Raw genomic sequence first — 25,750 nt, forward strand, 5'->3', positions numbered from 1 at the left:
AACTTTTTTGATAACCAAAGTTCTGCAAAGGTATTATAAACCTAAAGCGTCTAAAACCTTCTGCAATGCATCCAAACTTGGATATGCAATGCTGAGTTTACCTTTTCCGGAAGAAGAATTGTGAGTAATGTCTACTTTCATAGAATACTTTTTGCGGAACTTGTTTTCAAGCTCTACGATATCCACTTCTTTACGTTTGGATTTTTTCTTCTCTCTAACCGGAGCTTCCTCAGTCAAGTTTGCAACAATGTCTTCCACCTGGCGGACGGTTAGACCTTTTTCCGCAATTTGGTAAGCGAGTTGTTCCGATTTTTTGCGATCCGCAATAGATAGAAGTGGTCTTGCATGACCTTCGGATATTCTACCATTCTTTACAAGATCCATAACTGAATTAGGCAATTGTAAAAGACGGATTAAGTTCGAAACAGTCGCTCTGTTCTTGCCAACTCTTGATGCAATATCAGTAATCTTTAGCCCGGATTTTTCAGAAAGAGTTTTGTAGGCTAAAGCTTCTTCAATCGGATTTAGATTCTCTCTTTGGATATTTTCAATGAGAGCCATTTCCAAAGTTTGTTGGACATTTGCTTTCTTAACTACTACCGGAATTTTTATGAAGCCCGCAATTTTACATGCACGGTATCTTCTTTCTCCGGAGATAATCTCATATCCGGAACCAGTATCTTTTACTACAATCGGTTGGATCACTCCATGAGCTTTGATCGTCTCAGCAAGTTCACGCAAAGATTCTTCATTAAAAGTTCTTCTTGGTTGGTCAGGATTCGGGCGGATCTCGGAAAGTTTTACTTCTTTGAGCGAACCTTCTCCTCCTGCTTCTTTAAAAGATTTTTCCTCCGAAACAGGAATTAAATTCCCGAGTCCCCTACCTAATGCTTTCGGTTTTGCGCTAGCACTCATTAATTTTTACCGGCTACTTCTAATGCTAGACTTCTGTAACTTTGGGCGCCGATCCCATCCGGATCATAAGAAAGAATGGACTTACCGAAAGATGGAGCTTCGGAAAGTTTGATGTTTCTAGGGATAACGGTAGTATATACCTTTTCTTTAAAATAAGACTTAACATCTTCTGCTACTTGCTGAGCAAGATTGGTTCTCTTGTCGAACATAGTAAGCAACACTCCTTCAAGCTCGAGAGAAGGATTTAATTTTCCCTGAACCAAAGAAATGATCTTCATAAGCTGAGTCAGTCCCTCCAAAGCGAAGTATTCAGTTTGAAGAGTGATCATCACACTGTCGGCCGCAGACAATGCATTAATAGTTAGCACGCCAAGAGAAGGAGGGCAATCGATCAGAATATAATCATACTCGGTTCTTAAATGACCGATCGCATCTTTTAAACGATACTCACGATTTTCCTCGCCCAATAAGTCAGCTTCTGCACCAGACAAATTGATATTAGAAGGAATGATATGAAGATTTTCGATATCAGTTCTTTTGATACATTCTGCTGCGGAAGATTCTCCGATCAAAAGTTCATAAGAAGTATTTTGGAGAGTATTGATCTCGAACCCTAAACCGGATCCTGAGTTACCTTGCGGATCAAAATCTACGATTAAAACTTTTTTACCAATCGCTGCTAGATTTGCTGCGAGATTAATGGAGGTAGTAGTCTTTCCTACGCCGCCTTTTTGATTACTGATGGATACGATCTTTCCCATAGAATTCTTTGCTCTCCTTCTCGAGAAGCTTCCAAGCTCTAGGAATACCTTGCCTTGCCGATCCGACCTTTTTCAAGACTTTAATATGTCGCATGCCTAAAAATTCGAGTTCAGGTAAAAGTACGGTCTTAATAATATCAAAGCCGCTATCAGTTAAGATCTTCTTTTCAATCTTTGCATCAAACTCGTCTTTTCCGATAAAAGGGACATAATATCCTTCTTTTATAATACATCTACTTAGGACTTCTGCGCTCCAAGGATAGGGCACAAACCCCCTAGAAACACCTAAATTCCAGTCAGTTTTCCAGTCCTCCGCCCTTGCAAAAAGGAATTCCACGTCTGAGATTTTGTTTTCTTTCACAAACGTTTCTGTATGAGAGAGTTTTCTTCTTTGTGAATCTAATAGAACTAGCTTAGGCCTTTCTTTTTCTACTAAACAACGAAAGAAGAAGCCTGGTATCCCTGGACCTGTCCCTGCATCTCCCACCTTCATCTTGTTAAACGATCCTAGTATACTCTGTATCTTATAAATATGAAAGATTGATTCGAGAACATGACGATCTAAGATCTCATTCGTATCTCTTTTAGAAAAAAAGCCACCTGCTTGGTTCTTATCTTTTAGGAAGGTTAAGAATAAAGAGACAAGTTCCCAATCAAATAAGGGAAGAATCTGCTCTGCGTCTTTTGGGAATCTATATTTTATCGCGGCTTGGATCCCATCCGGATCATGGTTGAAGTCCGGATGGCTTGTCTCAGTTTCTGTCATTCTACTTTGCGACTTGGTGATTGTATTCTATGATGGACTTGAATAAAATTTCAATTCCCATCTTAAGCTGAGGAACACTCATGCTCTCATTCTTACCATGAATACCATCTATCTCTTCCGAGGAAAGTAATGCAGGAATAAGTCCGTAACATTTTAATCCAATCTGTCTGAGATAAGAACTATCAGTGGTTCCAGGTGATAAGAAAGGAGTAGCGATTGATCCAGGCTCAACTGCAGTCACAGTACCAGCAAGAACTCTAAATAATAATCCGTCCATAGGAGAAATACTTCCTGACTCTAAGTGACGAGCACTGACTTCCACTCCGTATTTTTCTCCGAGTGCTTTTACTTCTTCAAAAATCTTTTTCTCATCCTGTCCTGGAAGAATACGAATGTCTATAGATCCAGTTGTCTCGGAAGTGATTACATTCATTCCGATCGGATGACTATCTATACCAGTTAGACTTACTGTGTTTCTAGTCATTGCTCTAAGATGTCTATTAGAGTTAATCACACCTTTTAAGATCAAAAAGAGTAAAGGGTTTCTAGATCTTTTTAAGACAAATGAATCAGGGAAATTACTGATTCCTCCTAATGAATAGAAAAATGCAGCAGTCTCATCCTTGATCATCGTTTTGTTTCCGATGTTCTGCACTTCTTGTAAAAAATCCACCATGGACTTTGCAGCATAACTAACTGGCGGAGTACTTCCATGCCCTGGAATAGATTTAGCTTTTAAGTCCAACCACACTGCACCTTTTTCTGCGAGTTGTATATTGAATACTTTTGAACCTTTGATTGCTATGTCTTTGGATCCGGTTCCACCTTCGTTCCAAACATATTCATATCCGTTGAATATTTCTTTATGCTTATCAACTAAGAATCTAGCTCCATGTTCTGAGCGACTTTCTTCATCTGCGATAGCAAGGAACATTAAGTTTCTTTCTAGAGGGATCTTCTTCTCATGAATAAGTAAGAATGCATGTAGTTGCATGATGCCAAGACCCTTAACATCCACTGCTCCTCTTCCATGAATTCTAGCTCCTTTTCTCACTCCAGAGAATGGTGGAACATCCCAGTCTTTTGCATCTGCTTCTACAACATCGATATGACTTGTAAGTATTAAACCTTCTTTAGTTGTATCTTTACCTTTTAACTCGGCAAGAAGTGATGCTCTGTCTGGCTTGCCAGGATACTCTATGATGCGAGAAGGAATTCCTCTCTTGTCTAAGATAGATTTCAGAAACAGTGCCCCTTCTTTCTCTCTACCTCTAATAGTTGCAATCCTGATATAAGCTTGAAGATCTTTTGCGGCCTCTTCACTTAAAGCAGAATAATCTAAGTTTGGAATAGTCGCTTCCGGTTGGATGGGTTTGATCCCTTTTTCAGTGAATGCGATCGTATAAATTAAGAAGATCGCAATAAGAGCAAGGACCGTGATCCCGATTTTTTTGAGGGACATATTTCCTCTCCACTAATCTTTCTTTATTGGCTTCTAATGTTTTCGGTCTAGAAGCCCGTAAAAAATTATTACGTCACTGCGCCTCTGCAAGGAGTTTTCCTTTGATTCTATGAATGGAATGTTATAATTTTCTGTAGGACTTCCTACTTAAATAAAATGAGATTCCAAGAGTCTTACAGGTACTACAAAAAGAAAAGACCCCAATATCTGATCTTGATCCGGTATCATTACGAAAGAAACCCATTCAAATTTCCTAAAAAGACTCTTAACATTTTACACAAATAGTCGATGTCTAGAGGGAGGTAATCTCCATGTTAAAAAGAGTATTCTTCTCTTTCGTTTTCATCTCCTGCATCGCCCCTATCTATTCTTTCACCCCTGGAAAATGGTCTCATACTGATAGGATCATTTTAGGTTTTGAAAAGGGCGGCCCTAGCCAAGAGCTAGTAAGAGATTCCAAAGGTAATATAATCTATACTGCAAAGTATGAATATGATGCTTCTGGAAAATTAGTAAAAGAAAACTATATAGGACAAGATGGGAAGCCAGACGGCTTTACTAAGTTTATATACAAGGATGGAAAAATCCTAAAAGAAGAACTCTATAATAAGGACGGACTAAATCTTGAGTCCAAAAACTTCGGATATAATAAATCAGGAGTTCTTTCTTCCATAGAATTAGTAGATAAAGACGGAAAGAATATACTTACATGTACTATTATCTCTTGGGGTGAAAATGGTTTAATAAAGGAAGCTCAGACTGAATGGGCTGATGCAAAACTTACTGAAAGATTTGCTATAGTTAAAGACCCGAACAAGCCGGGACTATTCCAACAAAACATTTATAACGAAGATAAACAACAAGCTGCATCTACTGTTTTAACTTTTGATTCAAATGGAAAACTTTTGAGCCGTATGAATGTTCAAGGAACGATTGAAAGAATGAACCGACTAATATGGGATAAAGAGAATCGTTTACAACAATTCACTTTCTTGATCAAACAAGGAGATAAATGGGCCGTGGAAAAAACTCACGAGCTTGTTTACGGAAAATAACCACTCGCGTTTCACGTGAAACGGAGAGAGGGAGGGCGATTTGCTCTCCCTTTTTTATTGCCTACTTGAATAGACAGATTCTTAAATTTTCTGAAAGACTAACCTAGTCCAAGTAACATCTTTTTTGTTCTTCATTAAGCTAGGTTGGTTCTCTATAATTAACAAATTGTTCAGGCCAAACTTTAAAGCCTGATCAATATTTATCTTTGCATTTGTTGGAAACACATAAGTCCCCACACCTACTGGCCCATTACGAAGTGAAAGAGCAAAGATAGCATTTGATTTCAGAAGCTCAGATACTCTCTTGATGGAATATAACTGCTCTTCTTCATTCAAGTGGTGCCATACTCCGGACGCTAGAATGAAATCGAAATGGTTATTATAGTCTGAAAGTTTTATAAGATCAGGCAAGGAGTCATCGATCCAAATGATCTTATCCGAAGAATAAAGTTTAGATCCCGACGATCTAAACTCTTCAAGTGGCTCAACAGTTATGACTGAATGACCCATCTTAGAAAAGATAAAAGCATCTCTTCCTATTCCGCCGCCAAGATCTAAGACGAAACCTTTTTCTTTCGGAATATAAGGAAGGAAGTCTTTATGAAGATCAAAAAAATCAATATCAACTGTAGCTTTGATAAACTCTTCTAGATAGTTTGAATATCCTTCTGTACCTTTTACTTGATCCGGATTCATGAGACTTGATGAAAAATTAGAAGAGATCATATAGAGCGACAGTGTTTTTTAAGAAAAACGTTTCATGTGAAACGTTGGAATTCCAACACATGGTTCCAGGTTAGGATACCAAATACAACAATCTGTAAAAGAGAATAAAAAACCCCAGATTACTCCGGGGTTTTTTAGATTCATTATTAGTCTTTAGAGAAGTTTAAACCGGACTCGGCTTTCTTCCTTTGATATAAAAAAGAAGCATATCAATGTCGCTTGGATCTACACCAGAGATTTGAGCCGCCTTTTCTAAATTTAAAGGGCGATGTTTCGTAAGTTTCTGGATGGCTTCTTTCTTAATACCTGGCACCAAGGAGTAATCGATTGTTTCAGGTATCGGAGTAGTAAGATATCTATTCTTCCAATCGATAGTATCTTGTTCTCTTTTGATATAACCTTCATACTTAATTTCCATTTCGATGACCTTTCTGTCTTGAGCACTTAGCTCTTCAGACTCAGGCACCAGGAACTTAACATCTTCAAAAGCAATTTCAGGTCTTTTCAAAAACGAATCCAGTTTTGCGCCGTACTTTAAACTCTGGATTCCTTTTCTTTCTAATAAAGCTTCGAACTCAGGTAGAGGTTTGAGCGGAGTAGATTGTATCTTTTCCTTAACATCAGAGATCTTTTTATATCTGTTAGTCATCTCACTGAAAGTTTCTTCAGATACAAGACCCATCTTATATCCGTACTTCATCAGTCTTTGGTCAGCATTGTCCTGTCTCAAAAGAAGTCTATGTTCCGCACGTGAAGTGAACATCCTATATGGATCTTCAACACCCTTATGAACTAGATCATCCACAAGAACTCCGATATATGATTCTCCTCTAGAGAACAACATCGGCTCCTCCCCTCTTAAGGAAGAAAGTACACTATAAGCAGCAACTAAACCTTGGGCAGCAGCTTCTTCATAACCTGTAGTACCATTAATCTGTCCCGCATGATAAAGACCTTTGATCTTTTTCGTTTCTAAGGTTGGTTTTAATTCTGTAGGATCAACATAGTCATACTCAATTGCATATCCAGGTCTCAAGATCTCTGCTTCTTCTAGACCAGCAATCGAACGTACAAGTTTCCACTGCACTTCTTCCGGAAGACTAGTAGAGACTCCGTTTAGATAAATCTCTTGCGTATCATAACCTTCTGGCTCTAAAAAAATCTGATGCCTTTCCCTATCAGCAAAACGAACGACTTTATCTTCTATAGAAGGACAGTATCTCGGCCCGGTCGATTTGATCTGACCTGAATACATTGGAGAAAGATGAATGTTCTCATTAATCAGTGCATGTGTTTTTTCATTTGTGTAAGTGATATAACAGGGGATCTGTCTGCGAGTGATCTTAGTTGTAGAAAAAGAAAAAGGAGAAGGATCCGGATCACCTTCTTGCACACTCATCACAGAAAGATCGACTGAATTTTTATGAATTCGCGGTGGAGTTCCAGTCTTCAATCTTCCTAATTTCAAATTATACTTAGCAAGTGAATGAGAAAGACCTTTGACTGTAGGTTCTCCGAATCTTCCGTTCTCTTTTTGGTAAGTTCCTATATGAACAATAGAAGATAAGAATGTTCCCGTAGTTAAGATCACATGATTAGTGAAAATTTCGAAACCTCTTCCTGTCCGAACTCCAATAATACGATCTTCTTCTATCAAAAGATCTTCGACCGTATCTTGTCTGATGGATAAGTTTTGAATAGATTCAAGTGTATGTTTTACTTTGAGTTGGTATTCTTTCTTCTCCGCTTGAGCACGAGGAGCCCAGACACTAGGGCCTTTTGATGTATTCAACATTTTAAATTGGATACCGGTTGCATCAATGACCTTCCCCATTAAGCCACCAAGTGCATCTACTTCTCGAACCATATGTCCTTTTGCAATCCCACCGATAGCAGGGTTACACGACATTTGTCCGATCGTATCTAAGTTCATTGTAATAAGTAAAGTTCTAGCACCACCAATAGATGAGACATAGGCAGCCTCAGAGCCTGCGTGACCCGCACCGACCACAACACAATCAAATCGATTGGGAAAAAAAGAAGAATTCATTTAAGACCTAGCACTCCTGCATAAGCAATTCTTAAGATCGATCATTAGTCGACAGTAGAGCCTATGCTTAGAATCATGTAATCAATAGTATCACTTTCAGGTTCCCTGTACATGCCCGAATCCATCAAGAAACTCTCTTACTTCGAAGGAAAAATAGTCCCGGAGTCAGAAGCAAATATAAATATCAAAACTCACGCCTTACAATATGGAACCACTGTCTTCGGAGGGATCCGAGGATATTATGATTCTAATTCTGATAACTTATATGTTTTCAGAATCTTAGATCATTATAAACGTCTTGTGAATTCTACTAGGATCATGCAGTTACAATTCACAAAGACTCCGGAAGAACTCCGTGACATAACCTTAGATCTACTTAAACAATCCGGATACAGAAGGAATGTGTATCTTAGACCTTTCATCTACACTTCTGCTCTTCAACTTTCTCCTAGATTTCATGATGTTCCTACCGAACTTGCAATTTATGTTTTAGAGTTGGATGATTACTTAGATACCAAGCGTGGACTCACTACTATGGTATCAAGCTGGAGAAGGTTCGACGATACAGTCATCCCTACTCTCTCTAAAGTTTCCGGTGGATATGTGAACTCTGCTCTTGCAAAATCAGAAGCAGTTCAGAATGGATACGACGAGGCGATTTTCTTAGACAGTAGAGGTTTTGTAAGCGAAGGTTCTGCAGAGAATATCTTCTTAGTGAGAGATGGAAAGATCATCACACCTTCTATCTCTTCTTCTTTGTTAGAAGGAATTACAAGACGTTCAGTTCTACAACTTGCAAAAGACTCAGGATTCGAAGTCATCGAAAGAGATATCACAAGAAGTGAACTTTATATCGCCGATGAGATCTTCTTCTCCGGAACTGGAGTGCAGATTGCTTGGGTTAGCGAAGTGGATAAGAGAAAAATCGGAACCGGAGAGATGGGACCTATCACTAAAAAACTACAGTCCACATTCTTTGATCTAGTCGTTGGAAAAAACCAAAACTACAAACACTGGTTGACTCCTGTTTATTAATCTTTAATAAGAAGAACATGTCTTCTGCATTCGGTATCGAGGAAATCCAAGGTCAGGAAAGGGCTCTAGTATTCCTAAAAAAATACTCAGCTCAACCTGACCTTCTTCCTCCCTTACTCATCTTTCATGGACCGGAAGGAACTGGAAAAGAATCTGCAGTCGAAAGATTTATCAGACATATACTTTGTTTAGAAGGGACTTCTTGTGGGCACTGCGTTTCTTGCAGAGCATTCATGCATCATTCTCATCCGGATATTGTGTGGTTTCCATTAGAGAAGAATAAACAAATCGCAATTGGTAAAGAAGACAATCCGGAAGAGTTCACAATCCGCTGGCTGATCCGCACAAGACTTTACTATAGACCTCATCTTTCTAAGACCAGATTTATTATCATACCTGATGCATCTTTGATCGGTAACGAAGCAGAGACTGCTCTTTTAAAATCTTTGGAAGAAGCTCCATTTTTCACTCGTTTTATATTTATAGTAAACGACTTGGAACAACTGAAAGAAACGATCGTGAGTAGAGCAGTCTGTATTCCTTTCGGTTATCTTCCTCAGCATGTGATCAAAGAATTACATAATAAAAATTCAATACCTTACTTTCCTGCTAAAGGTGGAAGTATGGTATCCTTTGATTGTCCACCAGCAGTACTCGAACAAATTTCTCAAAAGATCAACGGAAATCTAAGGCAACCATTGGATTATCTTAGATTAGAAGAATGGATATTGGAGTACAAAGAAGAACATTCTAATTGGAAAGAAGATTTTTCCTTTAAGGACTTCTTAGATCTGATCGGATTATTATTGCTACAAGAGTTTTCCAAATCTGATTTCGATTCTAATCTACCAAAGATGGAAGCAGTCTTTCGTTTTAAGGAAAAATTACACGAAAGAATACATGGACAAGAGAATATTGCGTTATCACTTCTTATTCACGAACTCTCGCTACTAGAACAAAAATAAAAATTCCTTTATATTTTCTTTAAATTCTTCACCAGTTACTTCGCTTAACAACGATTAAATGTAACAAAATATTAGTAATTATACTAAGTGACATAATGATTTATCTATCACTAATCCACTGTGTTTTTCCTAAGGTTTCCTTTTCGATTTCCGAATTTTCATTTGTATGCGACTGACAGAAGAAAAATAGTGTAATCTCGTCGGATGGTCCTTCGGATCGTTTCCTAATTCAGTTTTTTCTTTTCCGAGACAAATACGAGTTTCGTATTCATAAAGTTGTCGGTGTGTTCTTGATTTTTTTCTTTGGAGTTTTGTTTGGACCCTAGCTGGAAGCGTGTATTAGAGGAAGTTTCCAAGGAAATTCCTCCTACGTACTTTGATAAGTTCATATATACCTTACAATTAGAGAGTTTAACAGACGATCGTTGCATCCTCGTAGCTCCATCCTCTAATATTAAAACACATGTTGAGAAAAAATACCAAAACCATATCGAAGAAGCGATCTTCAGAGCTAGCGGAAACAGAGTCCCGGTTGAAATCGTTCTTGAAAGTGCTTCTAATCTAAACGAAGTTCTTCAGGAAAAATTCAAAGATAAGTCTTATTCTTTTAATCCGGACTATTCTTTTGATAATTTTATCGTAGGTAACACTAACCGTCTCGCATTCAGCGCGGCAATGGAATGTGTAAAAAATCCTGCGGAGATCAATCCCTTATACTTATTCGGAAAAGTAGGAGTGGGTAAAACCCATCTTCTTCATTCTATAGGTTCCGAAATTCTTAAAAAAGAACCTTGGAAAACAGTACATTACGTAGATATAAAGTCCTTCATGAGTGAGTTTTTGTTCGCTCTTCAGTCTAGAGATTCTATCGAATCTTTTAAAATTAAGTATCAATCTTATAATTGTCTATTGATCGATGATATCCAACTTCTAAACACAGGAGCAGAGAAGACACAAGAAGAGTTCTTCTCTATCTTCAACTTTCTTTTCGAAAGAAAAAGACAGATTGTGATCGCATCTGATCGTCCTAGTTCTGAACTTCCTCTTCATGAAAGATTAAAATCTAGATTTGTGACCGGTGTTCAGGCTGATATCCAGCCACCTGATAGAGATATTCGTATCGGAATTTTGGAAAAGAACTGCCAAATTTTAAATTTGGGTCTTTCTCAGGAGCATATTCAGTTTATTGCGGACCTGATCGAAGATGATACTCGTGCTCTTTTGGGAGCTTTGAATGATTTAGCTCTTCATAAGAGGGCATTCTCTCATCTATTCTTCACAACATCGATGATAGAAGAGATACTTAAGAATCGTATCTTCCGCAAAAAGAACTTCCAACTCAGCCAAAACAAGGTTATAGAACATATTTCTTCTCTATATAACTTGGATCCGAATGAGGTGATGGGTAAGAGTAGAAAACCTGAGTATGTGATCCCTCGACATCTTTGTATGTATGTATTGCACAAAGGTTTCCGACTGAATAAAAGTCAGGTTGGAAGAATGTTTTCTGCGGAACATACCACAGTAATCCATGCAGTTCGTAACATCGAAAATAAGATAAAAGATGATAAAGAATTTTCCATTAAAGTGGAAGAAGTTCTGAACCGGTTCCGTTTCCAATAAAAAACTTAGTTTCAATTCTTATCTAAAGGGACATAGATCTATAGATAACATGTAAATAACTAGTTAGTAGTTTATTCATAACAAGTAAATAAGACATAACACAAAATTATTGTCCCTTATAGACTTTGGTTTTGAAGGTTAGTATAGCAGATACACAGGAGTTTTTTCCGGGTCCTGGAAATTGTACTTTTCAATATATATGCGACATATTTCCCTTATCTAAAGAGTTATGACTCTTATCTACATATGCACAGGTACAAGTACTACAACAGTACATATATAAGAATCTATATATAGATCACCTATATAAATGGAGAATGCAAATTGAAGATCAAAGTGAACACATCCGAGTTCCTAAAAGCGATTCACGCTGTAGAGGGAGTAATCTCTGCTAGAGAGATACGTTCTGTTCTCTCCAACTTAAAATTAGAAGCTGAAACTTCTTCCGTATCTATTTCTGCAACTGACTTAGAAATATCTATTAAAACATCATTAAATGCTCAAGTAGATAAGTCGGGAGATATTTCATTACCTGCAAAACAATTATCCAGTATTTTTAAAACCATTCACTTCGAAGAGGCTTTACTCTCAACTGAAGATGGCGATGCTGATTCAAGTATTACTTATATCACTGATGCTACTAAGAAGAATGATTATAAAAACAAACTGAATGGAATGGATGCAGAAGAGATCAAAACCATTCCTAAAGTGGACTCATCGAATATCTCCGATTTTCCAACAGCAATGTTTGCAGAGATGATCCGCAAAACTTCTTATGCTATCGCACACGAAGACCAAAGATATATCTTCAATGGACTGTTCATGGTTCCTAAAGGAGATAAACTTGTATTTGCAGTTACTGACGGTCGAAGGTTATGTAAGATCGAAAGACCTCTTTCCACTACTTTGAAATTCAAAGATTCAGTGATCATTCCTTCTAAGGCTATTAGAGAGATTTCTAAAATGATCGCTACTGCTGAAACAGGTAAGATAGGCATTATAGATAATCAAATCTATGTGAATGCAAATCAGATCGAGCTACTTTGCAAACTGATCGAAGGTAACTTTCCTAATTACGAGCAAGTAATTCCTAAGTCTTCTAAATTCAGTGCAGTAATTCCGAAAGAAGGATTCCAGATCTATCTTAGACAAGCATTGATAGCTGCGGAAGAGCCAACTCGTCAGATACGTTTAACATTCACTAAAAATAATATTAACTTCTACGCTCAAACACAAGGAGTGAATGAGGTTAGTATTAATATGCCGATTGAGTATTCTGGAGACGAAGTAACTGTAGCTTTCAAAGGTGAATATTTATCAGATGTGTTCAAGTCTATCGATGATAATGAATTCAAAATAGAATTCAGCGATTCAAGTTCACCTGTGGTATTCAAGGATCCTTCCGATCCTGATTTTATATCGGTAATCATGCCGATGAAAATTTAAAAGAGAAGATCCGTGTTTTTACGAAGCCTAAGGCTTCTCAATTTCAGAAACCACGAACAAATAAGCCTGGAGTTCCATTCCAGGCTTATTTTCTTTGTGGGAGAAAACGGAGAAGGAAAAACAAACTTACTCGAAGCAATCTCTATGATCTCTTGGCTAAAAAGTTTTAGAGAATCAGAAGAGGGAAATTTGATTCGTTGGAACTCAGACGGATATTATATCAAAGGTGAAGTAGACAGAGATCATAAAAAAGAAATTTATGAATTAGGTTTTTCTAAAAAACCAGTCAGTCGCCGCAAACTTAAGTTTAATCAAGAAGAAGTTAAAAAAAGATCCGACTTAGTAGGTAAATTCCTAAGTGTTTTAATGACTCCTTTGGATCTAGTTATAGTAGAAGGTGGACCTTCTGAAAGAAGAAGGTTTTTGGACAGTCTACTTTCTTCATTAGATCCTTCTTACTTAAATGATCTAATAGAATATAATCGTATCTTAAAACAAAGAAATGCACTTTTAAAAAGTGGATCTTCTGATTCTGGTCTTTATGAAATTTGGAACCAAAGACTAATCGAAAAAGGGATCAGCATTTTTAATAAAAGAAAAGAATTCATTGTAGAATTCGATCCTATCTATAGAGAAAATCTAAAAAAGTTAAGCGGTGGAAAAGATAATCTAACTCTTGAATACAAGCCCAGTTTTTTTGATATAGAAAATTTTAAAGAAACCCTACAAAGAAATATTAATAGAGATCGAAAACTAGGTTATACTTCTGTAGGAATTCACAGAGACGATTTGTATATCGGAGAAGATAATAGAGATATTATGGATTTCGCTTCTCAGGGTCAAAAGAGAAGTACTGTGATTTCGCTTAAAGCGGCCGCTTTCGAGTATTATCGTAGGAAATTGGGAAGGACGCCTATTCTTCTAATTGATGACGTAATTCGCGAATTGGATGTAAAAAGAAGAGAATATTTTGTGGATCTTGTTTTGAATTCGGGACAGGCTTTTTTTACTACCACTGACCTTGAAGGTATCTCAGACTATATAGGGAGACTTGAAGACGAAAAACAGATCTTTGTAGTCAAAAATGGCCTAGTCACTCCTTACCAATGAAAGAAGAATCCAAAATACAAAAAATTGCTCCTCAGGAATTCAAAAATATTCTTCAAGATTTGGGTTTAACTGAAGAAAGTTTAGCGGATAAAATTGCAGTCCAAACTTTAGCAAAACGTTGGGTCGACATAATAGGTCCGGTATATGCAAATCATTCCGAACCATTTGCATTAAACGGTGATGTGTTGGTGATTATAACAGTTCACTCAGCATACAAACAGGAGATCCTTTTTATGAGAAAAAGGATCTTTAGTTATTCTGCTCGTTACTTAGGAAGAGATGTAGTAAAAAAAATTGAAATTAGGATCGGTAATCTCTCTCCTAAAAGACAAAAATCCCCCTCATATACCGCGGATAAAACCGGATTGGAGGGCAAACAAAACTTAATTTCTATTGCCGAAAAAGAAACAGATCCTATCGCAAAAAAAAGACTTTTAGAGCTAATTGAATTCCTCTGAGAAGGACATTCTTTCTAAATAATAAGCCGAATTTCCTTGCCTCCTTAGCGAATTCAGGAAAACTATTCCTAGATTCCGGAGGACCGATGAGCCAACCAGAAAGCAGTTATAGCGCAGGTCAGATCAAAATCCTAGAAGGATTAGAGGCCGTACGCAAACGCCCCGGGATGTATATCGGGACCCAAGATGAGACCGGTCTTCATAAGATGGTCTATGAGGTTGTTGATAACTCTGTAGACGAGGCCATGGCTGGCCATTGTACGGAGATTACTATCTCCATTCTTCCTGAGAACATAATAGAAGTGAAGGACAATGGGCGTGGAATTCCAGTAGCCATCCACCCTGAAAAAAATATCTCCACTATCGAAGTCGTTATGACCATTCTACATGCTGGTGGTAAGTTCGAAAATGATGCCTATAAGGTTTCCGGTGGACTCCATGGAGTTGGGGTATCTGTCGTTAACGCACTTTCTGAATCATTAGAAGTGGAAGTTTACCAAAATGGAAAGATCCATCAGCAAAAGTATTCAAGAGGTGTGCCCCAAGGTCCTGTGAATGTTATTGGGGACACTACCGAAAGAGGTACTGTCGTTCGATTCAAGCCGGATGCAACCATCTTCACCACGACTGAATTTCATTTTGACGTGCTTACTTCTCGTTTTAGAGAGTTAGCATTTTTGAATAAGGGTTTAAAACTAATTGTTCAGGATAAAAGAAAGTCCGATTCCGAAAAGCATGAGTTCATATTTGATGGTGGTATTGTTTCATTCGTAGAATATTTGAACGAGAACAAACATCCACTTCACAAAACAATTCATTTCGAAAGAAATAAAGATGACGTAGTCGCAGAAATAGCGATCCAATACTCTGATACGTATTCTGAAAATATTTTTTGTTTTACCAATAATATAAACAATAACTTGGGTGGAACTCACTTAGAAGGTTTTCGTGCTGCTTTAACTAGAACTCTTAATGATTTCTTAAAGAAAGATCAGCAGCTTGTAAAAAAACAACCTACTGCATTATCTGGAGAGGATTTAAAAGAAGGGATCACTGCAGTGATTTCAGTAAAAATTCCTCAACCTCAGTTTAACTCTCAGACAAAAGAAAAACTAGTAAATGCAGAAATCAAAGGGATCATGCAAACTCTAACTGGAGAAGGCCTCTCCCTTTTCTTTGAAGAGAATCCCGCAATTACTAAAAAGATATTAGAAAAATGTATATTATCAGCTAAAGCTAGAGAGGCTGCTCGTAAGGCCCGTGATTTAACTCGTCGTAAATCTGTATTAGAAGGTGGTGGTCTTCCTGGAAAATTAGCAGACTGTTCCGAAAAGGATCCTGCAGCTTCTGAACTTTATATAGTAGAGGGAGATTCTGCAGGCGGTTCCGCGAAACAAGGAAGAGATAGGCATTATCAGGCAATCCTTCCTCTAAAAGGAAAAATTCTGAACGTGGAAAAAGCACGTTTAGATAAAATTCTAGGTAATGAAGAAATTCGTACTCTGGTTTCTGCATTAGGCACAGGAATTGGTGAAGATGAATTTAACGTGGATAAAGCTCGTTATCATAAGATTTTTATTATGACGGATGCGGATATAGACGGTTCGCATATTCGTACATTACTTCTTACATTCTTCTTCCGTTATATGAAACCCATCATTGAAAAAGGGTTTCTATATGTTGCACAACCTCCTCTGTATTTGATCAAACACGGAAAGACGTCCGCTTATTTATTCTCTGATAAAGAGAAGGATGAATATTTAAAATCTCTAGGAACAGAAAAGGCAGTCATCCAACGATATAAAGGTTTGGGTGAGATGAATCCGGAGCAACTTTGGGAGACAACAATGGATCCTGAAAAACGAGTCGTTCTAAAAGTAAAACTCGATGATTACGTGGAAGCCGAAGATACATTTAATATACTTATGGGCGACGAAGTAAATCCGAGACGTCGCTTTATCGAGGTCAACGCAGCAAAAGTTGCGAACCTTGATCTTTAATATATTGGTAATAGGAAATTCTAAATACAAATGAGCGAAGAGCTAGAGAACGAAACAAAAACTTTGGGATTCAGCCTTTCTTCCCGTCCAGATATTGGTGATGCACTGAAGAATGGCGTCAGGGTAATTCCTGTCGAAATCGAAGACCAAATGAAGGAAGCCTACCTTGGTTATGCGATGAGCGTAATTGTTGGAAGAGCTTTGCCTGACGTCAGAGATGGTTTAAAACCGGTTCACAGACGTATTTTACATGCAATGAATGAAAGGGCCTGGAGAAGTGATCGCCCTTACGTTAAATGTGCAAAAATCGTCGGAGAAGTATTAGGTAATTATCACCCACACGGAGATAGCTCTGTATACGATGCATTAGTTCGTATGGTTCAAGAGTTTTCTCTTAGGGTTCCTCTCATTGACGGACAAGGAAATTACGGATCAATAGACGGAGACAACCCTGCAGCGTATCGATATACAGAAGCAAGACTTGCAAAAGTTGCAGAAGAACTTTTAAGAGATATCGAAAAGGAGACGGTTAATTTTTCTCCTAACTTCGATGATACCAAACAACAGCCGGATGTACTTCCTGCAAATTTTCCTAACTTACTAGTAAACGGCTCTTCCGGGATCGCAGTCGGGATGGCTACAAACATTCCTCCTCATAACTTGAGAGAAACGATTGAAGCGGTTATCACTGTAATCAAAAACCCTGATATTAGTATATCAGAAATTCTTAAAATAATGCCAGGCCCGGATTTCCCTACCGGCGGTACGATTATCGGCGGAGAAGGTTTATTATCTGCCTATCATTCTGGTAAAGGTTCAATTCGAATCCGTTCCAAAGTGGAAATAGAAGAGAACAAAAAAGGCAGAGAAGTAATAGTCGTTACTGAAATTCCTTATCAAGTAAACAAAAAGACTCTTCTAGAAAGAATTGGCGAGCTTGTTAACGAAAAACAGGTCGAAGGAATTTCCGAAATTTTGGATCTATCTGATAGAAAAGGGATTAGAGTAGAGATCCATATTAAAAAAGATGCAAATGCGCAAGTAATCCTAAACCAACTTCTGAAACTTACTCAACTTCAAGTAAGTTACGGGATTACAATGCTTGCGATCTTAGATAACAAACCTAAGATTTTTAACATTAAAGAAATCCTCGTTGCTTACTCAATCCACAGAAAAGAAGTAATTGTTCGTAGAACTCAATTCGATCTGGATAAGGCTGAAAAACGTGCCCATATCTTAGAAGGATTGAAGATTGCTCTCGAAAATATAGAAGAAGTGATCAAAGTAATCCGTGCATCTAAAAATGCTGCGGAAGCAAAAGAACAATTGATGGCTCGATTCGTTCTTTCAGATATCCAAGCTGACGCGATCCTGGAGATGAGACTCCAAAGATTGACTTCTTTAGAAGTCCAAAAGGTAATCGATGAGTTAGAAGAAGTTCGAGCCCTTATTATGGATCTGAAAGATATTCTCGCTAAACCTGAAAGAGTGTCTGATATAGTTTGTACTGAATTGTCAGAAGTTTCTGAAAAATTCGGGAACAAAAGAAAGACCGATATTAGTTTGGAAAGTGTAGAGTCTTCTACCTTTAACGCAGAAGATCTGATTGCAGACGAAGAAGTTGTATTACAAATTACTTATGATCAATTCATAAAAAGACTTCCTTTAGATACTTTCAAAAGACAGAGACGTGGCGGAAAAGGTATCCAAGGACTTTCTCAGAAAAGAGAAGATGTGGTCAAGATCATGAAAACTGCCATGACTCACGATAATGTGATGTTCTTCTCAAACATCGGAAAAGTTTATATGATGAAAGCTTACGAACTTCCTCAAGCTTCCAAAGAAGCCAGAGGAAAATCATTAAAAGCAATCATAGGACTTGGAGAGAACGAGACCATTTCCGCTATCTTTACATTCAAAGAAGAAGATAAAGGAAAAGATCTATTACTCGTAACCAAGAATGGGTTTATCAAAAGAGTAGAATTATCCGAATTCGGTAATGTAAAAAAATCAGGTATCATCGCCATCGGTCTAAGAGATGGTGACCAACTCATAGAAGTAATTTCCGTTATTAAAGGTGATAACGTAATGATCTTCTCCGCTAACGGACTTGCACTTAGAGTTGAAATGGATACGATCCGAGCTCAAGGAAGAACGGCTCAAGGTGTGACCGGGATGAGGCTCTCCAAAGAGGATGCGATCGTAGGACTTTCTAAAGTAGTGGAAGGCGACGACATCTTTGTGATCTCAGAAAACGGTTACGGAAAACGTCTGGGCTTCGAAGAGTTTGGAACCAAAGGTAGAGGAGGCAAAGGAATGGCCTTCTTGAAAGTGGGAGAGAAAAACGGTGCAGCAGTAGCAGTAAGTTCCGTGGGCGAAGAAGACGAGATTATCTTAGTCACCCAGCAAGGAATGGTCATTAGAACTGAAGCAAATCAAATCTCTAAAATGGGAAGAACTGCAGTAGGAGTCAGAGTCGTAGACATCAAGGACAATGATAGGGTCCAAGATTGTACCGTGATTCGTGAAAGCAAAGAAAAATGATCCGCATCGGTTCTGTCGAAATTCCCGGTTGGTTGGCTATGTCGCCGATGGCCGGGATCAGTGATAGCCCGACTAGAACCATGGCCCGAAGATATGGGTCTGCCTTTTCTTACACTGAGTTTGTTTCCACCGATAGCCTCGCAGTCGGATCAAAAAAAGCATTATCTCTATTACGTTTTCGTGAAGAAGAAAGACCGATTACTTTCCAGATCTTCGGTAATAAACTGGAGATCATAGTAGAAGCCGCAAAAAGGATCCGTGAATTAAATCCTGATATTATAGATTTGAATATGGGATGCCCTGCTCGAAATGTTTCTATGAGAGGATCCGGAGTCGGACTTCTCCGCAAACCTGTATATGCCGGAAAGATAATAGAAGAAATGAGAAAGGCATTGGACATTCCAGTAACTGCGAAGATCCGCTTAGGTTGGGATGATTCTTCTAGAAATTATATGGAAGTGTCCAGGATCTTAGAAGAATCCGGAGTGATGGCAATTTCAGTTCATGGAAGAACTCGTGAAATGGGATACTCCGGAAAAGCAGATTGGGATGCGATCGCAGATATCAAGTCGGAAAGAAAAGTCCCTATCTTTGGAAACGGAGACGTAAGCAGTTACGAAGAAGCGGTCCGTAGAAAAGAGGAATCCAAAGTAGACGGGGTTTTGGTCGGTAGGAATTCCATCGGTAACCCTTGGATATTCTCTAATATCAAAAAAGAAGATCTAAGTTTTGAAGAAATAGTGTCCACGACTCTAAGTCATTTACAGTTAATGAGGGAAACTTTTGGAGATAAGTATGGATTGATCCTTCTCCGAAAACATTTAGTGCGTTATATACAATCTCGAAAAGAAATAGAGCCTAAACGACTGGAACTTCTCAAGATGGAAGATCCTGAAAAATTGATCCAAATACTTCACGAAGCTCAAAACAGTTTGAGTCTAGTTTCTTGATCCCTCAGGATTGAGATTGACAAAGATTTTCTAAAGTAAGCTGATAATTCCTTTCCAGGAGGAATTTGATGAGAGCCATTGCACTCATATTTACCATACTTGTATTACTCGCATGTGATAAAAAGAAAGAAGAAGCTCCGGTTGAACAAATCGTAGGAACAAAATATTCCGGTGCTGATCAACACGTTTACAAAAGTCCCGGCTCCAGAGAAAAATCGGATCAAGTCACTTTGGTTTATGAATTTGAAGAAGTGAATGGATTAGAAATTGTTCCCTTCGAAGTAACGGATACCAAAGGTAAAAAAACAGTCACAGAATATCTGAAACTTAGAACAGTAGACGGGAAAGAAGGTTTTGCACTTCTCAAAAACTTTTATGATGCGGTCCTATTCGTGGTAGGTGACGGAGATACTGCATTTGCTAAAAATTCTCTTACTTCTCCTTCTAAAGGAAAGCTAGAAAAAGGAATGTCATGTTTCGAGTCGGAAGCAAGTGGAGAATTCTCCAAAGTACGTTGTAACGGTTCCATCTTGAAAGGTGGGAAGTTAAATAATCTGTCTGATATTTGGATTCAACCAGTTTCTTCCAATATTTCTAGAGATCCACTTTTGGGAGATAGCGTTCGAAATCTGAAAGCGGCTAGTTTAAAATTGATTGAAATCAATAAAACAGCTGACCCCGCTAAACAGGAAGAATTAAAGAAGTCAGCAACCGCTGCATTGAAGACGGTTTTCGAGAAAGGAGATATTTTTCAAGAATCTGTGAATTCTCTTGCGACTGAATTCGGCTTAACTCTTTCCGAACAACAACCAACAGAATAAATAAAACTTAAAAACTCTACCTTCTCGGTGGGGTTTTTATTTCAGTTAAAGTAAAAACTCGAACTAAATTATCGTTTACTCTTCTTGAGCTTTAGCTAGAAAAGCGGCGCGACCACCTGGAAATTTAACATAGATAATGCACTCGCATTCTTCCCAGTTGTCTTTTGAAACATCTGCTGGATCTGAACCCTGACCAATAGCTTTACACTCGTAAATTTTTACACTTTGAACGAGTGATGCAGATATCGAGGGGTTACAATCGGTAGTTAGCCCTTGACGGGATTCGTTAGAGCAGAACTTCTCTGTAGTGTGATGTTCACTTTGCATTTTCCTAATTAAGTCAGGAGTGCCCTGTAGGCGCGCGGTTTCTCGGCAAGTGGATTGAATCATCACGCGATTTTTTTTCGCAATAGCCTTAGCAGATGCGCGAGAAGCAAACTTCATGTAGTAATAGTCTTTAGGGTTGGTATCTCTTGGAGTTTTACCGTCGTTTCTTTGCTCAGGTGGTCCACCCCAGCCTTCGAAAGACCATCCTCCGTCGCCAACGGAAGTAGCATCTTTTTGCGCGGTGTTCGCTCCGCAGTAGGTAAGTAATGCAGCAGATAGCGCAATAACGATTACTTTCTTGATCATAAGTTTATTGGAATTTGTTTACTCACTTAATTGCAGCAAGTGACTCAATTTTTTTCATTCTTCTATGAAGAAATAAAAAACCCCACCCTTTTACGGGCGGGGTTTCCATTTCAGTTAAAGTAGAAACTCAAACTGACTTAATATTATTTACCAACTTCTTGAGCTTTAGCAACTAGAGCGTCGCGTCCACCTGGGAATTTAGCATAAATAACACACTGGCATTCTTCCCAGTTGTCTTTAGAGATGTCTTTAGGATCAGATCCTGGACCAGTAGCTTTACACTCGTAAACTCCTACTCCTTTAACGATACCTGCAGAAGTACCTACGATAACGGAAGCAGTTGCTTCACCGTCGGAAACTCCGGATGCGGATTCAACAGTCTCACCGACCATTTTTTTAACAACGTCGGAAGCACCTTGTAAGCGGGAAGCTTCGCGGCAAGTAGACTGCATCATAGCGAGACTTTTTTTCGCAACAGCTTTAGCAGATGCGCGAGAAGCAAACTTCATGTAGTAATAGTCTTTAGGGTTGGTATCTCTTGGAGTTTTACCGTCGTTTCTTTGCTCAGGTGGTCCACCCCAGCCTTCGAAAGACCATCCTCCGTCGCCAACGGAAGTAGCATCTTTTTGCGCGGTGTTCGCTCCGCAATAGGTAAGTAATGCAGCAGATAGTGCAATAACGATTACTTTCTTGATCATCATTTTCTCCTTGATCAGATGGAATTGAGGAATATATCCATTAAACGGATTCCGCAAGCCATTTTTTAATGAATACGTTTAAATTTAAAAGCAGCCAACTTTTTGGTAAAAAAATATTTATTCGCAGCGCACAATTGTCAAAAAATTTCCGAAATTATCTTTTTGTTCTGCTAACTCTGGCGGCTAGCGACGCAATAGCGACGACAGTTGTATTTCTCCCTGGAAATTGGGAAGGACATGCTCCGGCCTCCCTGGAAGGAACCGGTGAAAAGCCATACGAGTTAGCAAAATTAGGCCAGTTCTATGCGACTAGGATCTATTCTATTCAGATAAAAGAACAACTCTCTCCAAATTCCGATCCGGAAATAAAAGATTTTCTAATCCCTCAAGTATCCAGAGAAAAATTTAAACAAACTTGCTCCAGACTCAAACCGGATTATGTAGTTCGGGACCAGTTGTCTATTGAGGAGAAGATTAGGATCGATCGCTCCGTATATGATTGTAACCTTTCTAAAATGGAAGAATACTCTATCATAGGTAGAAAAGATCTATTTGCTACCTTGGAAAAGTTGACCAAGGATTCCTTTCCTTTGGTTCCCAAAAAGAAGATAAAAGAATATTCCAGAGAGCCTGTCCAAACTGCGAAATCACAGATCATTGTCTTGGATTCTTCTTATTCTTACGCACCTGAAAGAAAAGAATTTATGTCGCAATTAGAAGCAATCTCTTGGCAACCGGAAACAAAATTTCGTTTGGTTGTCTTTAGTGAGAATGGTTCTAAAGTTTTTCCTGAATCCAGCCGCTCAGAATTTATCAAACAATGGAAAGACTTTAAATCTGAAGGGAAATCCAATACACAAGATCTTACGAATGCACTTCTCCGATTAAGAAGGATTCTAAGTTCGGAAGATTCTCCAGGAAAGAAAAAGGAAAGAATGATCAGCATTCTCACCAATGCAAAGGCTTCCAATTCAATTAGCGGATACGGCGCCGCGATTGAGGGCTTGAGTCAGGTCGGTGCTAAGGTTTCAATTCTATATTCTTCTTATGCAGGGCCGGAAGCACGTAGGGAACATAAAGAAGCGGCAAAAAGAGGAGCGGAATTCAGAGAAGTTTCCTACTTCCAGAAAATCGTAACTCCTAGAGATTCCAAAACTTTGGTATTCAAAGAGGGAAAATTATATAGCAGCAGCGCTTCTCCAGATCCAAAAATGAATTTGGAGGATGTTTCTCTCGAAAAAGTGGAATTTGCAGGTAAGTATTCCCTGGGAGAATTCTTAAATCCATGGAGTTTAGGAAGTATTTACGAAGAAGTGAAGAAGGAGAAGATCCTCACTTCTGAGCCTGTCCGCAGTAATTTTGCATCTTTATTTTCTTCTTCCGTAAGCGGTGCTGCTAATTCAGAATATTTCGGAAATTTTCCGAAGGTTTTAGTCAAATCAGGGTCTAAGGCATTCTGGATCCGAGTTCCAAACATATCTGGATTTTCAGAAGGAAAAAAAGGAGTGTGGGCGGTTACGTTTCTTTCATCCTCTTTTTCTTCGGAGGGGGTCGAAGTAATACCGGATTCGTTAGAACGATATACTTTCTCTACTGCTAAAATTTTAGAATGTGATCCTTCCGTTGCTCGAAATTATTTGATAAATACGGAAAAATTCAAATTCGATTGTTTAGTAAAGGGAGAGATCCTGGAAGTTTCTCAGCCGTAGCAGAGTCATGGAAGAACCTAATTTTATAGCATTATCCCCTACTACCCGTAAAATCTTGGATCGTATGAAACAAGCGGTCTCTTCCGATCTACCCATTTTGTTTTTAGGAGAATCGGGGACCGGAAAAAGTTACTTAGGATATTTGTTCCATTCGTTCTGTAAAGATAGGTTTCCTCAATACCAAGTTTTTGATTTTTCAGTTTCCGAGTCGGAAGAAGAGACTTCCGAGATCTTCTCTAAGTTAGACGGAAAAGCTGGAGTTATAATCTTTTTAGAAGCCTTTTCAAATCTAAATCCTAGTTTTCAGGTACAACTTTTACAAAAGATACGGAATGAAAAAGGGAAGAATAGATACTTACTTTCTGATCAGCCCGATCTTACCGATAAAGTGAAGTCCGGTAGATTACAAGAATCCCTATTGACTGAGATACAAACCCTTCAGGTTAAAATTCCTACATTAAGAGATAGAAAAGAAGATATTCCTCCACTGACTCGTTTCTTCCTGGATCTGATTGGTAAAAGATATAATCGCAAAAATATTAAAATTTCTGAAAAGTTAGGAAAGTTTCTATTAGAATATGATTATCCGGGTAATCTTCATCAGCTAAAAAATCTTTTGGAAGCAATGGTCTCCATGCATAATGTGAAGACTCTGGATACAAAACATCTTCCTCCGGAATTATTCGAAACAGGATACAAACAGAACGATAATCTTACAGTTCGTACTGGAATTCCACTTAGGGATTATGAAAGAGAAATTATCAGACGGAATTTGATCTTAGTAAATGGAAACAGGGAAAAGGCAGCTAGAATATTAGGGATTTCCGAAAGAACAATTTATAGAAAGATCACCGAGTTCGAATTGTTCGATTCCGAGGATGGAAAAAATCCTCCATCTTCCTGAAGAAATAGTACACAGTTTCTTCTTTTTCAGAACCTGTTTTGATCTTTTGGTTCATTTCCAATAAGAATTCATACAATTCTTTAATTTCCAGATCGTTAAACGCTGAGCTTTCTTTCCTAAGTCTTTTGAAAGTATGATTCTTTCTGGCTGGAGAATAAGCTCCGATCCCAAGTAAGTCAGATTGTTCTTTTTCACTTAGAACCTTGTCATACATTCTCAGAATAATTTTATAAATCCTTAATTTATCTAAATGGTCTTTCACTAAGGAAAGAAAAATAAGAAGTGAGTCCTTACCTATTTTGAATTTTGAAAATTCTCTGGAGAATCTTCCATAATCCTTTTCGAAAAAATAATCCACAATCTCGGAGGAACTGAATTCCGAACTTTGGAATAATACTTCTTTTAGATCTGCAAGATTGAAACTTTTTTTGCCTAAGTATAATTTCAGTTTTTCTAAGTTCTTTAAGTAAGCACCTGCACTTGGATTTACTTTGAGCAAAAATTCTTCTTCTGCTTCGTCGTCCAATTTAACTTCTACTTCTTTAGAGGCTCTTAAGAAGGCTTCTTTTCTTTTATCAGGGAATATCTTAGAAGATTTAAAATGAGAGACCTTATCTCCGAATATGGAAACCAATTCTTTGGGAAGGTCCCAATGATCATAATGGATCAGGATTTTTACCGTTTCAGGAACTGAAAAAGATTTAGGAGAAGTTTTGGATTTTGTTTTTCCAAGCCACGGCTTGAAGAATGTAACACCTGATTTGATTATAAATAATTTCTGGGCCGCGAACATGTCTAGGTTTCCGGCTTCGTTCTGAAAATTCTCTAAATCTCCCGGCTCTGCAACGAATACTACGATCTCATAAGGATCCGCACTTTTTTTATAAGCGGCTTTGTACAGATCACTGACCACACCGAATTCGTAAGAATCCTGAGAGACCACAAATAGGATCTGGGGTAATGACTCCAGGCTGGGTTTGGTCTTGTGTAGAAAATCGATCAGATTCTCATAAGAATTCGCAACTTTGGTATCGGCCACGGAAATCATCCTGGAAGGATTTCGCAGTTAGTCAAGCGGATGATCCGATTCTTTTCCTAAAGTAAATCCGATATTTTTCC

General features: G+C 38.3%; 22 protein-coding genes. 13 read left to right on the forward strand and 9 right to left on the reverse strand.

Annotation, left to right across the window (positions count from 1 at the left end):
- Window positions 1-33: 33 nt before the first annotated feature.
- The 4 genes from CH377_RS03035 to CH377_RS03050 are packed head-to-tail and all read right to left on the reverse strand — an operon-like array spanning window position 34 to window position 3,904.
- Window positions 34-915 carry a ParB/RepB/Spo0J family partition protein gene (locus CH377_RS03035; protein WP_100722339.1) on the reverse strand — a complete coding sequence of 294 codons (882 nt, stop codon included), beginning with the start codon at window positions 913-915 and terminating at the stop codon, window positions 34-36.
- Window positions 915-1,676 (reverse strand): ParA family protein, encoded by a 762-nt coding sequence (locus tag CH377_RS03040; protein ID WP_100722340.1) that lies wholly within the window; start codon window positions 1,674-1,676, stop codon window positions 915-917. The genes CH377_RS03035 and CH377_RS03040 overlap by 1 nt, the downstream gene beginning before the upstream one ends.
- Window positions 1,651-2,442 (reverse strand): RsmG family class I SAM-dependent methyltransferase, encoded by a 792-nt coding sequence (locus tag CH377_RS03045; RefSeq protein ID WP_100722341.1) that lies wholly within the window; start codon window positions 2,440-2,442, stop codon window positions 1,651-1,653. The genes CH377_RS03040 and CH377_RS03045 overlap by 26 nt, the downstream gene beginning before the upstream one ends.
- Window position 2,443: 1 nt before the next feature.
- On the reverse strand, window positions 2,444-3,904 hold the full coding sequence (locus CH377_RS03050; protein WP_100722342.1) for a M20/M25/M40 family metallo-hydrolase: 1,461 nt from the start codon (window positions 3,902-3,904) through the stop codon (window positions 2,444-2,446).
- Window positions 3,905-4,215: 311 nt separating this feature from the next.
- Between CH377_RS03050 and CH377_RS03055 the strand changes: the two genes are divergently transcribed.
- Window positions 4,216-4,959 (forward strand): hypothetical protein, encoded by a 744-nt coding sequence (locus tag CH377_RS03055; protein ID WP_100722343.1) that lies wholly within the window; start codon window positions 4,216-4,218, stop codon window positions 4,957-4,959.
- A gap of 81 nt (window positions 4,960-5,040) precedes the next feature.
- Here CH377_RS03055 and CH377_RS03060 read toward each other — a convergent pair whose 3' ends face one another.
- Together CH377_RS03060 and mnmG are read right to left on the reverse strand one after the other, a co-directional pair.
- Entirely contained in the window at window positions 5,041-5,655 is a 615-nt protein-coding gene (locus CH377_RS03060; RefSeq protein WP_100722802.1) for a class I SAM-dependent methyltransferase, read from the reverse strand.
- A gap of 193 nt (window positions 5,656-5,848) precedes the next feature.
- Entirely contained in the window at window positions 5,849-7,735 is a 1,887-nt protein-coding gene (gene mnmG / locus CH377_RS03065; RefSeq protein WP_100722344.1) for a tRNA uridine-5-carboxymethylaminomethyl(34) synthesis enzyme MnmG, read from the reverse strand.
- Window positions 7,736-7,846: 111 nt separating this feature from the next.
- Between mnmG and CH377_RS03070 the strand changes: the two genes are divergently transcribed.
- From CH377_RS03070 to lenA, 10 genes are all read left to right on the forward strand, one after another.
- Window positions 7,847-8,770, forward strand: coding sequence for a branched-chain amino acid transaminase (locus tag CH377_RS03070; protein WP_100722345.1), 924 nt, complete (start codon window positions 7,847-7,849; stop codon window positions 8,768-8,770).
- Window positions 8,771-8,787: 17 nt separating this feature from the next.
- On the forward strand, window positions 8,788-9,735 hold the full coding sequence (locus tag CH377_RS03075; RefSeq protein ID WP_100722346.1) for a hypothetical protein: 948 nt from the start codon (window positions 8,788-8,790) through the stop codon (window positions 9,733-9,735).
- A gap of 315 nt (window positions 9,736-10,050) precedes the next feature.
- The gene (dnaA, locus tag CH377_RS03080; protein WP_100722347.1) at window positions 10,051-11,358 is read left to right on the forward strand and encodes a chromosomal replication initiator protein DnaA; all 1,308 of its coding nucleotides are present in this window, start codon (window positions 10,051-10,053) and stop codon (window positions 11,356-11,358) included.
- A gap of 324 nt (window positions 11,359-11,682) precedes the next feature.
- Window positions 11,683-12,804: a DNA polymerase III subunit beta gene (gene dnaN, locus CH377_RS03085; protein ID WP_100722348.1), complete on the forward strand. Its 1,122-nt coding sequence runs from the start codon at window positions 11,683-11,685 to the stop codon at window positions 12,802-12,804.
- 12 nt (window positions 12,805-12,816) lie between these two features.
- Window positions 12,817-13,914: a DNA replication/repair protein RecF gene (gene recF, locus CH377_RS03090; protein WP_100722349.1), complete on the forward strand. Its 1,098-nt coding sequence runs from the start codon at window positions 12,817-12,819 to the stop codon at window positions 13,912-13,914.
- A complete protein-coding gene (locus tag CH377_RS03095) occupies window positions 13,911-14,372 on the forward strand; it encodes a DciA family protein (RefSeq protein ID WP_100722350.1) in 462 nt (153 codons plus the stop codon). The genes recF and CH377_RS03095 overlap by 4 nt, the downstream gene beginning before the upstream one ends.
- Window positions 14,373-14,458: 86 nt before the next feature.
- Window positions 14,459-16,372, forward strand: coding sequence for a DNA topoisomerase (ATP-hydrolyzing) subunit B (gene gyrB / locus CH377_RS03100; protein WP_100722351.1), 1,914 nt, complete (start codon window positions 14,459-14,461; stop codon window positions 16,370-16,372).
- A 30-nt stretch (window positions 16,373-16,402) separates the two neighbouring features.
- The gene (gene gyrA, locus CH377_RS03105; protein ID WP_100722352.1) at window positions 16,403-18,916 is read left to right on the forward strand and encodes a DNA gyrase subunit A; all 2,514 of its coding nucleotides are present in this window, start codon (window positions 16,403-16,405) and stop codon (window positions 18,914-18,916) included.
- Complete coding sequence (locus CH377_RS03110; RefSeq protein WP_100722353.1) at window positions 18,913-19,866, forward strand: tRNA dihydrouridine synthase; 954 nt, start codon at window positions 18,913-18,915, stop codon at window positions 19,864-19,866. Before gyrA ends, CH377_RS03110 begins: the two co-directional genes overlap by 4 nt.
- 68 nt (window positions 19,867-19,934) lie before the next feature.
- The gene (gene lenA, locus CH377_RS03115) at window positions 19,935-20,687 is read left to right on the forward strand and encodes a lipoprotein LenA (protein ID WP_100722354.1); all 753 of its coding nucleotides are present in this window, start codon (window positions 19,935-19,937) and stop codon (window positions 20,685-20,687) included.
- Window positions 20,688-20,762: 75 nt separating this feature from the next.
- Here the strand turns inward: lenA and CH377_RS03120 are convergent, their stop codons facing one another.
- Both CH377_RS03120 and CH377_RS03125 read right to left on the reverse strand, forming a co-directional pair.
- On the reverse strand, window positions 20,763-21,320 hold the full coding sequence (locus CH377_RS03120) for a lipoprotein LipL21 (protein WP_100722355.1): 558 nt from the start codon (window positions 21,318-21,320) through the stop codon (window positions 20,763-20,765).
- 143 nt (window positions 21,321-21,463) lie between these two features.
- Window positions 21,464-22,018: a lipoprotein LipL21 gene (locus CH377_RS03125; protein ID WP_100709231.1), complete on the reverse strand. Its 555-nt coding sequence runs from the start codon at window positions 22,016-22,018 to the stop codon at window positions 21,464-21,466.
- Between the two features lie 134 nt (window positions 22,019-22,152).
- Between CH377_RS03125 and CH377_RS03130 the strand changes: the two genes are divergently transcribed.
- On the forward strand, window positions 22,153-23,727 hold the full coding sequence (locus CH377_RS03130; RefSeq protein WP_100722803.1) for an LIC10012 family protein: 1,575 nt from the start codon (window positions 22,153-22,155) through the stop codon (window positions 23,725-23,727).
- A 7-nt stretch (window positions 23,728-23,734) separates the two neighbouring features.
- The gene (locus tag CH377_RS03135; protein ID WP_100722356.1) at window positions 23,735-24,631 is read left to right on the forward strand and encodes an AAA-type ATPase lid domain-containing protein; all 897 of its coding nucleotides are present in this window, start codon (window positions 23,735-23,737) and stop codon (window positions 24,629-24,631) included.
- On the opposite strand, the gene CH377_RS03140 is transcribed toward CH377_RS03135, so the two are convergent.
- A complete protein-coding gene (locus CH377_RS03140) occupies window positions 24,576-25,679 on the reverse strand; it encodes a DNA polymerase III subunit delta (protein WP_100722357.1) in 1,104 nt (367 codons plus the stop codon). The genes CH377_RS03135 and CH377_RS03140 overlap by 56 nt on opposite strands.
- Between the last annotated feature and the right edge of the window lie 71 nt (window positions 25,680-25,750).

The organism is Leptospira haakeii (genome assembly GCF_002812045.1).
Taxonomy (GTDB): domain Bacteria; phylum Spirochaetota; class Leptospiria; order Leptospirales; family Leptospiraceae; genus Leptospira_B; species Leptospira_B haakeii.

What these genes read in the sequence shown, in the direction of transcription:
- CH377_RS03035 (WP_100722339.1), bottom strand. Translation starts at nt 915, where the DNA reads ATGAGTGCTAGCGCAAAACCGAAAGCATTAGGTAGGGGACTCGGGAAT.
- CH377_RS03040 (WP_100722340.1), bottom strand. Translation starts at nt 1,676, where the DNA reads ATGGGAAAGATCGTATCCATCAGTAATCAAAAAGGCGGCGTAGGAAAG.
- CH377_RS03045 (WP_100722341.1), bottom strand. Translation starts at nt 2,442, where the DNA reads ATGACAGAAACTGAGACAAGCCATCCGGACTTCAACCATGATCCGGAT.
- CH377_RS03050 (WP_100722342.1), bottom strand. Translation starts at nt 3,904, where the DNA reads ATGTCCCTCAAAAAAATCGGGATCACGGTCCTTGCTCTTATTGCGATC.
- CH377_RS03055 (WP_100722343.1), top strand. Translation starts at nt 4,216, where the DNA reads ATGTTAAAAAGAGTATTCTTCTCTTTCGTTTTCATCTCCTGCATCGCC.
- CH377_RS03060 (WP_100722802.1), bottom strand. Translation starts at nt 5,655, where the DNA reads ATGAATCCGGATCAAGTAAAAGGTACAGAAGGATATTCAAACTATCTA.
- mnmG (WP_100722344.1), bottom strand. Translation starts at nt 7,735, where the DNA reads ATGAATTCTTCTTTTTTTCCCAATCGATTTGATTGTGTTGTGGTCGGT.
- CH377_RS03070 (WP_100722345.1), top strand. Translation starts at nt 7,847, where the DNA reads ATGCCCGAATCCATCAAGAAACTCTCTTACTTCGAAGGAAAAATAGTC.
- CH377_RS03075 (WP_100722346.1), top strand. Translation starts at nt 8,788, where the DNA reads ATGTCTTCTGCATTCGGTATCGAGGAAATCCAAGGTCAGGAAAGGGCT.
- CH377_RS03095 (WP_100722350.1), top strand. Translation starts at nt 13,911, where the DNA reads ATGAAAGAAGAATCCAAAATACAAAAAATTGCTCCTCAGGAATTCAAA.
- gyrB (WP_100722351.1), top strand. Translation starts at nt 14,459, where the DNA reads ATGAGCCAACCAGAAAGCAGTTATAGCGCAGGTCAGATCAAAATCCTA.
- gyrA (WP_100722352.1), top strand. Translation starts at nt 16,403, where the DNA reads ATGAGCGAAGAGCTAGAGAACGAAACAAAAACTTTGGGATTCAGCCTT.
- CH377_RS03110 (WP_100722353.1), top strand. Translation starts at nt 18,913, where the DNA reads ATGATCCGCATCGGTTCTGTCGAAATTCCCGGTTGGTTGGCTATGTCG.
- lenA (WP_100722354.1), top strand. Translation starts at nt 19,935, where the DNA reads ATGAGAGCCATTGCACTCATATTTACCATACTTGTATTACTCGCATGT.
- CH377_RS03120 (WP_100722355.1), bottom strand. Translation starts at nt 21,320, where the DNA reads ATGATCAAGAAAGTAATCGTTATTGCGCTATCTGCTGCATTACTTACC.
- CH377_RS03125 (WP_100709231.1), bottom strand. Translation starts at nt 22,018, where the DNA reads ATGATCAAGAAAGTAATCGTTATTGCACTATCTGCTGCATTACTTACC.
- CH377_RS03135 (WP_100722356.1), top strand. Translation starts at nt 23,735, where the DNA reads ATGGAAGAACCTAATTTTATAGCATTATCCCCTACTACCCGTAAAATC.
- CH377_RS03140 (WP_100722357.1), bottom strand. Translation starts at nt 25,679, where the DNA reads ATGATTTCCGTGGCCGATACCAAAGTTGCGAATTCTTATGAGAATCTG.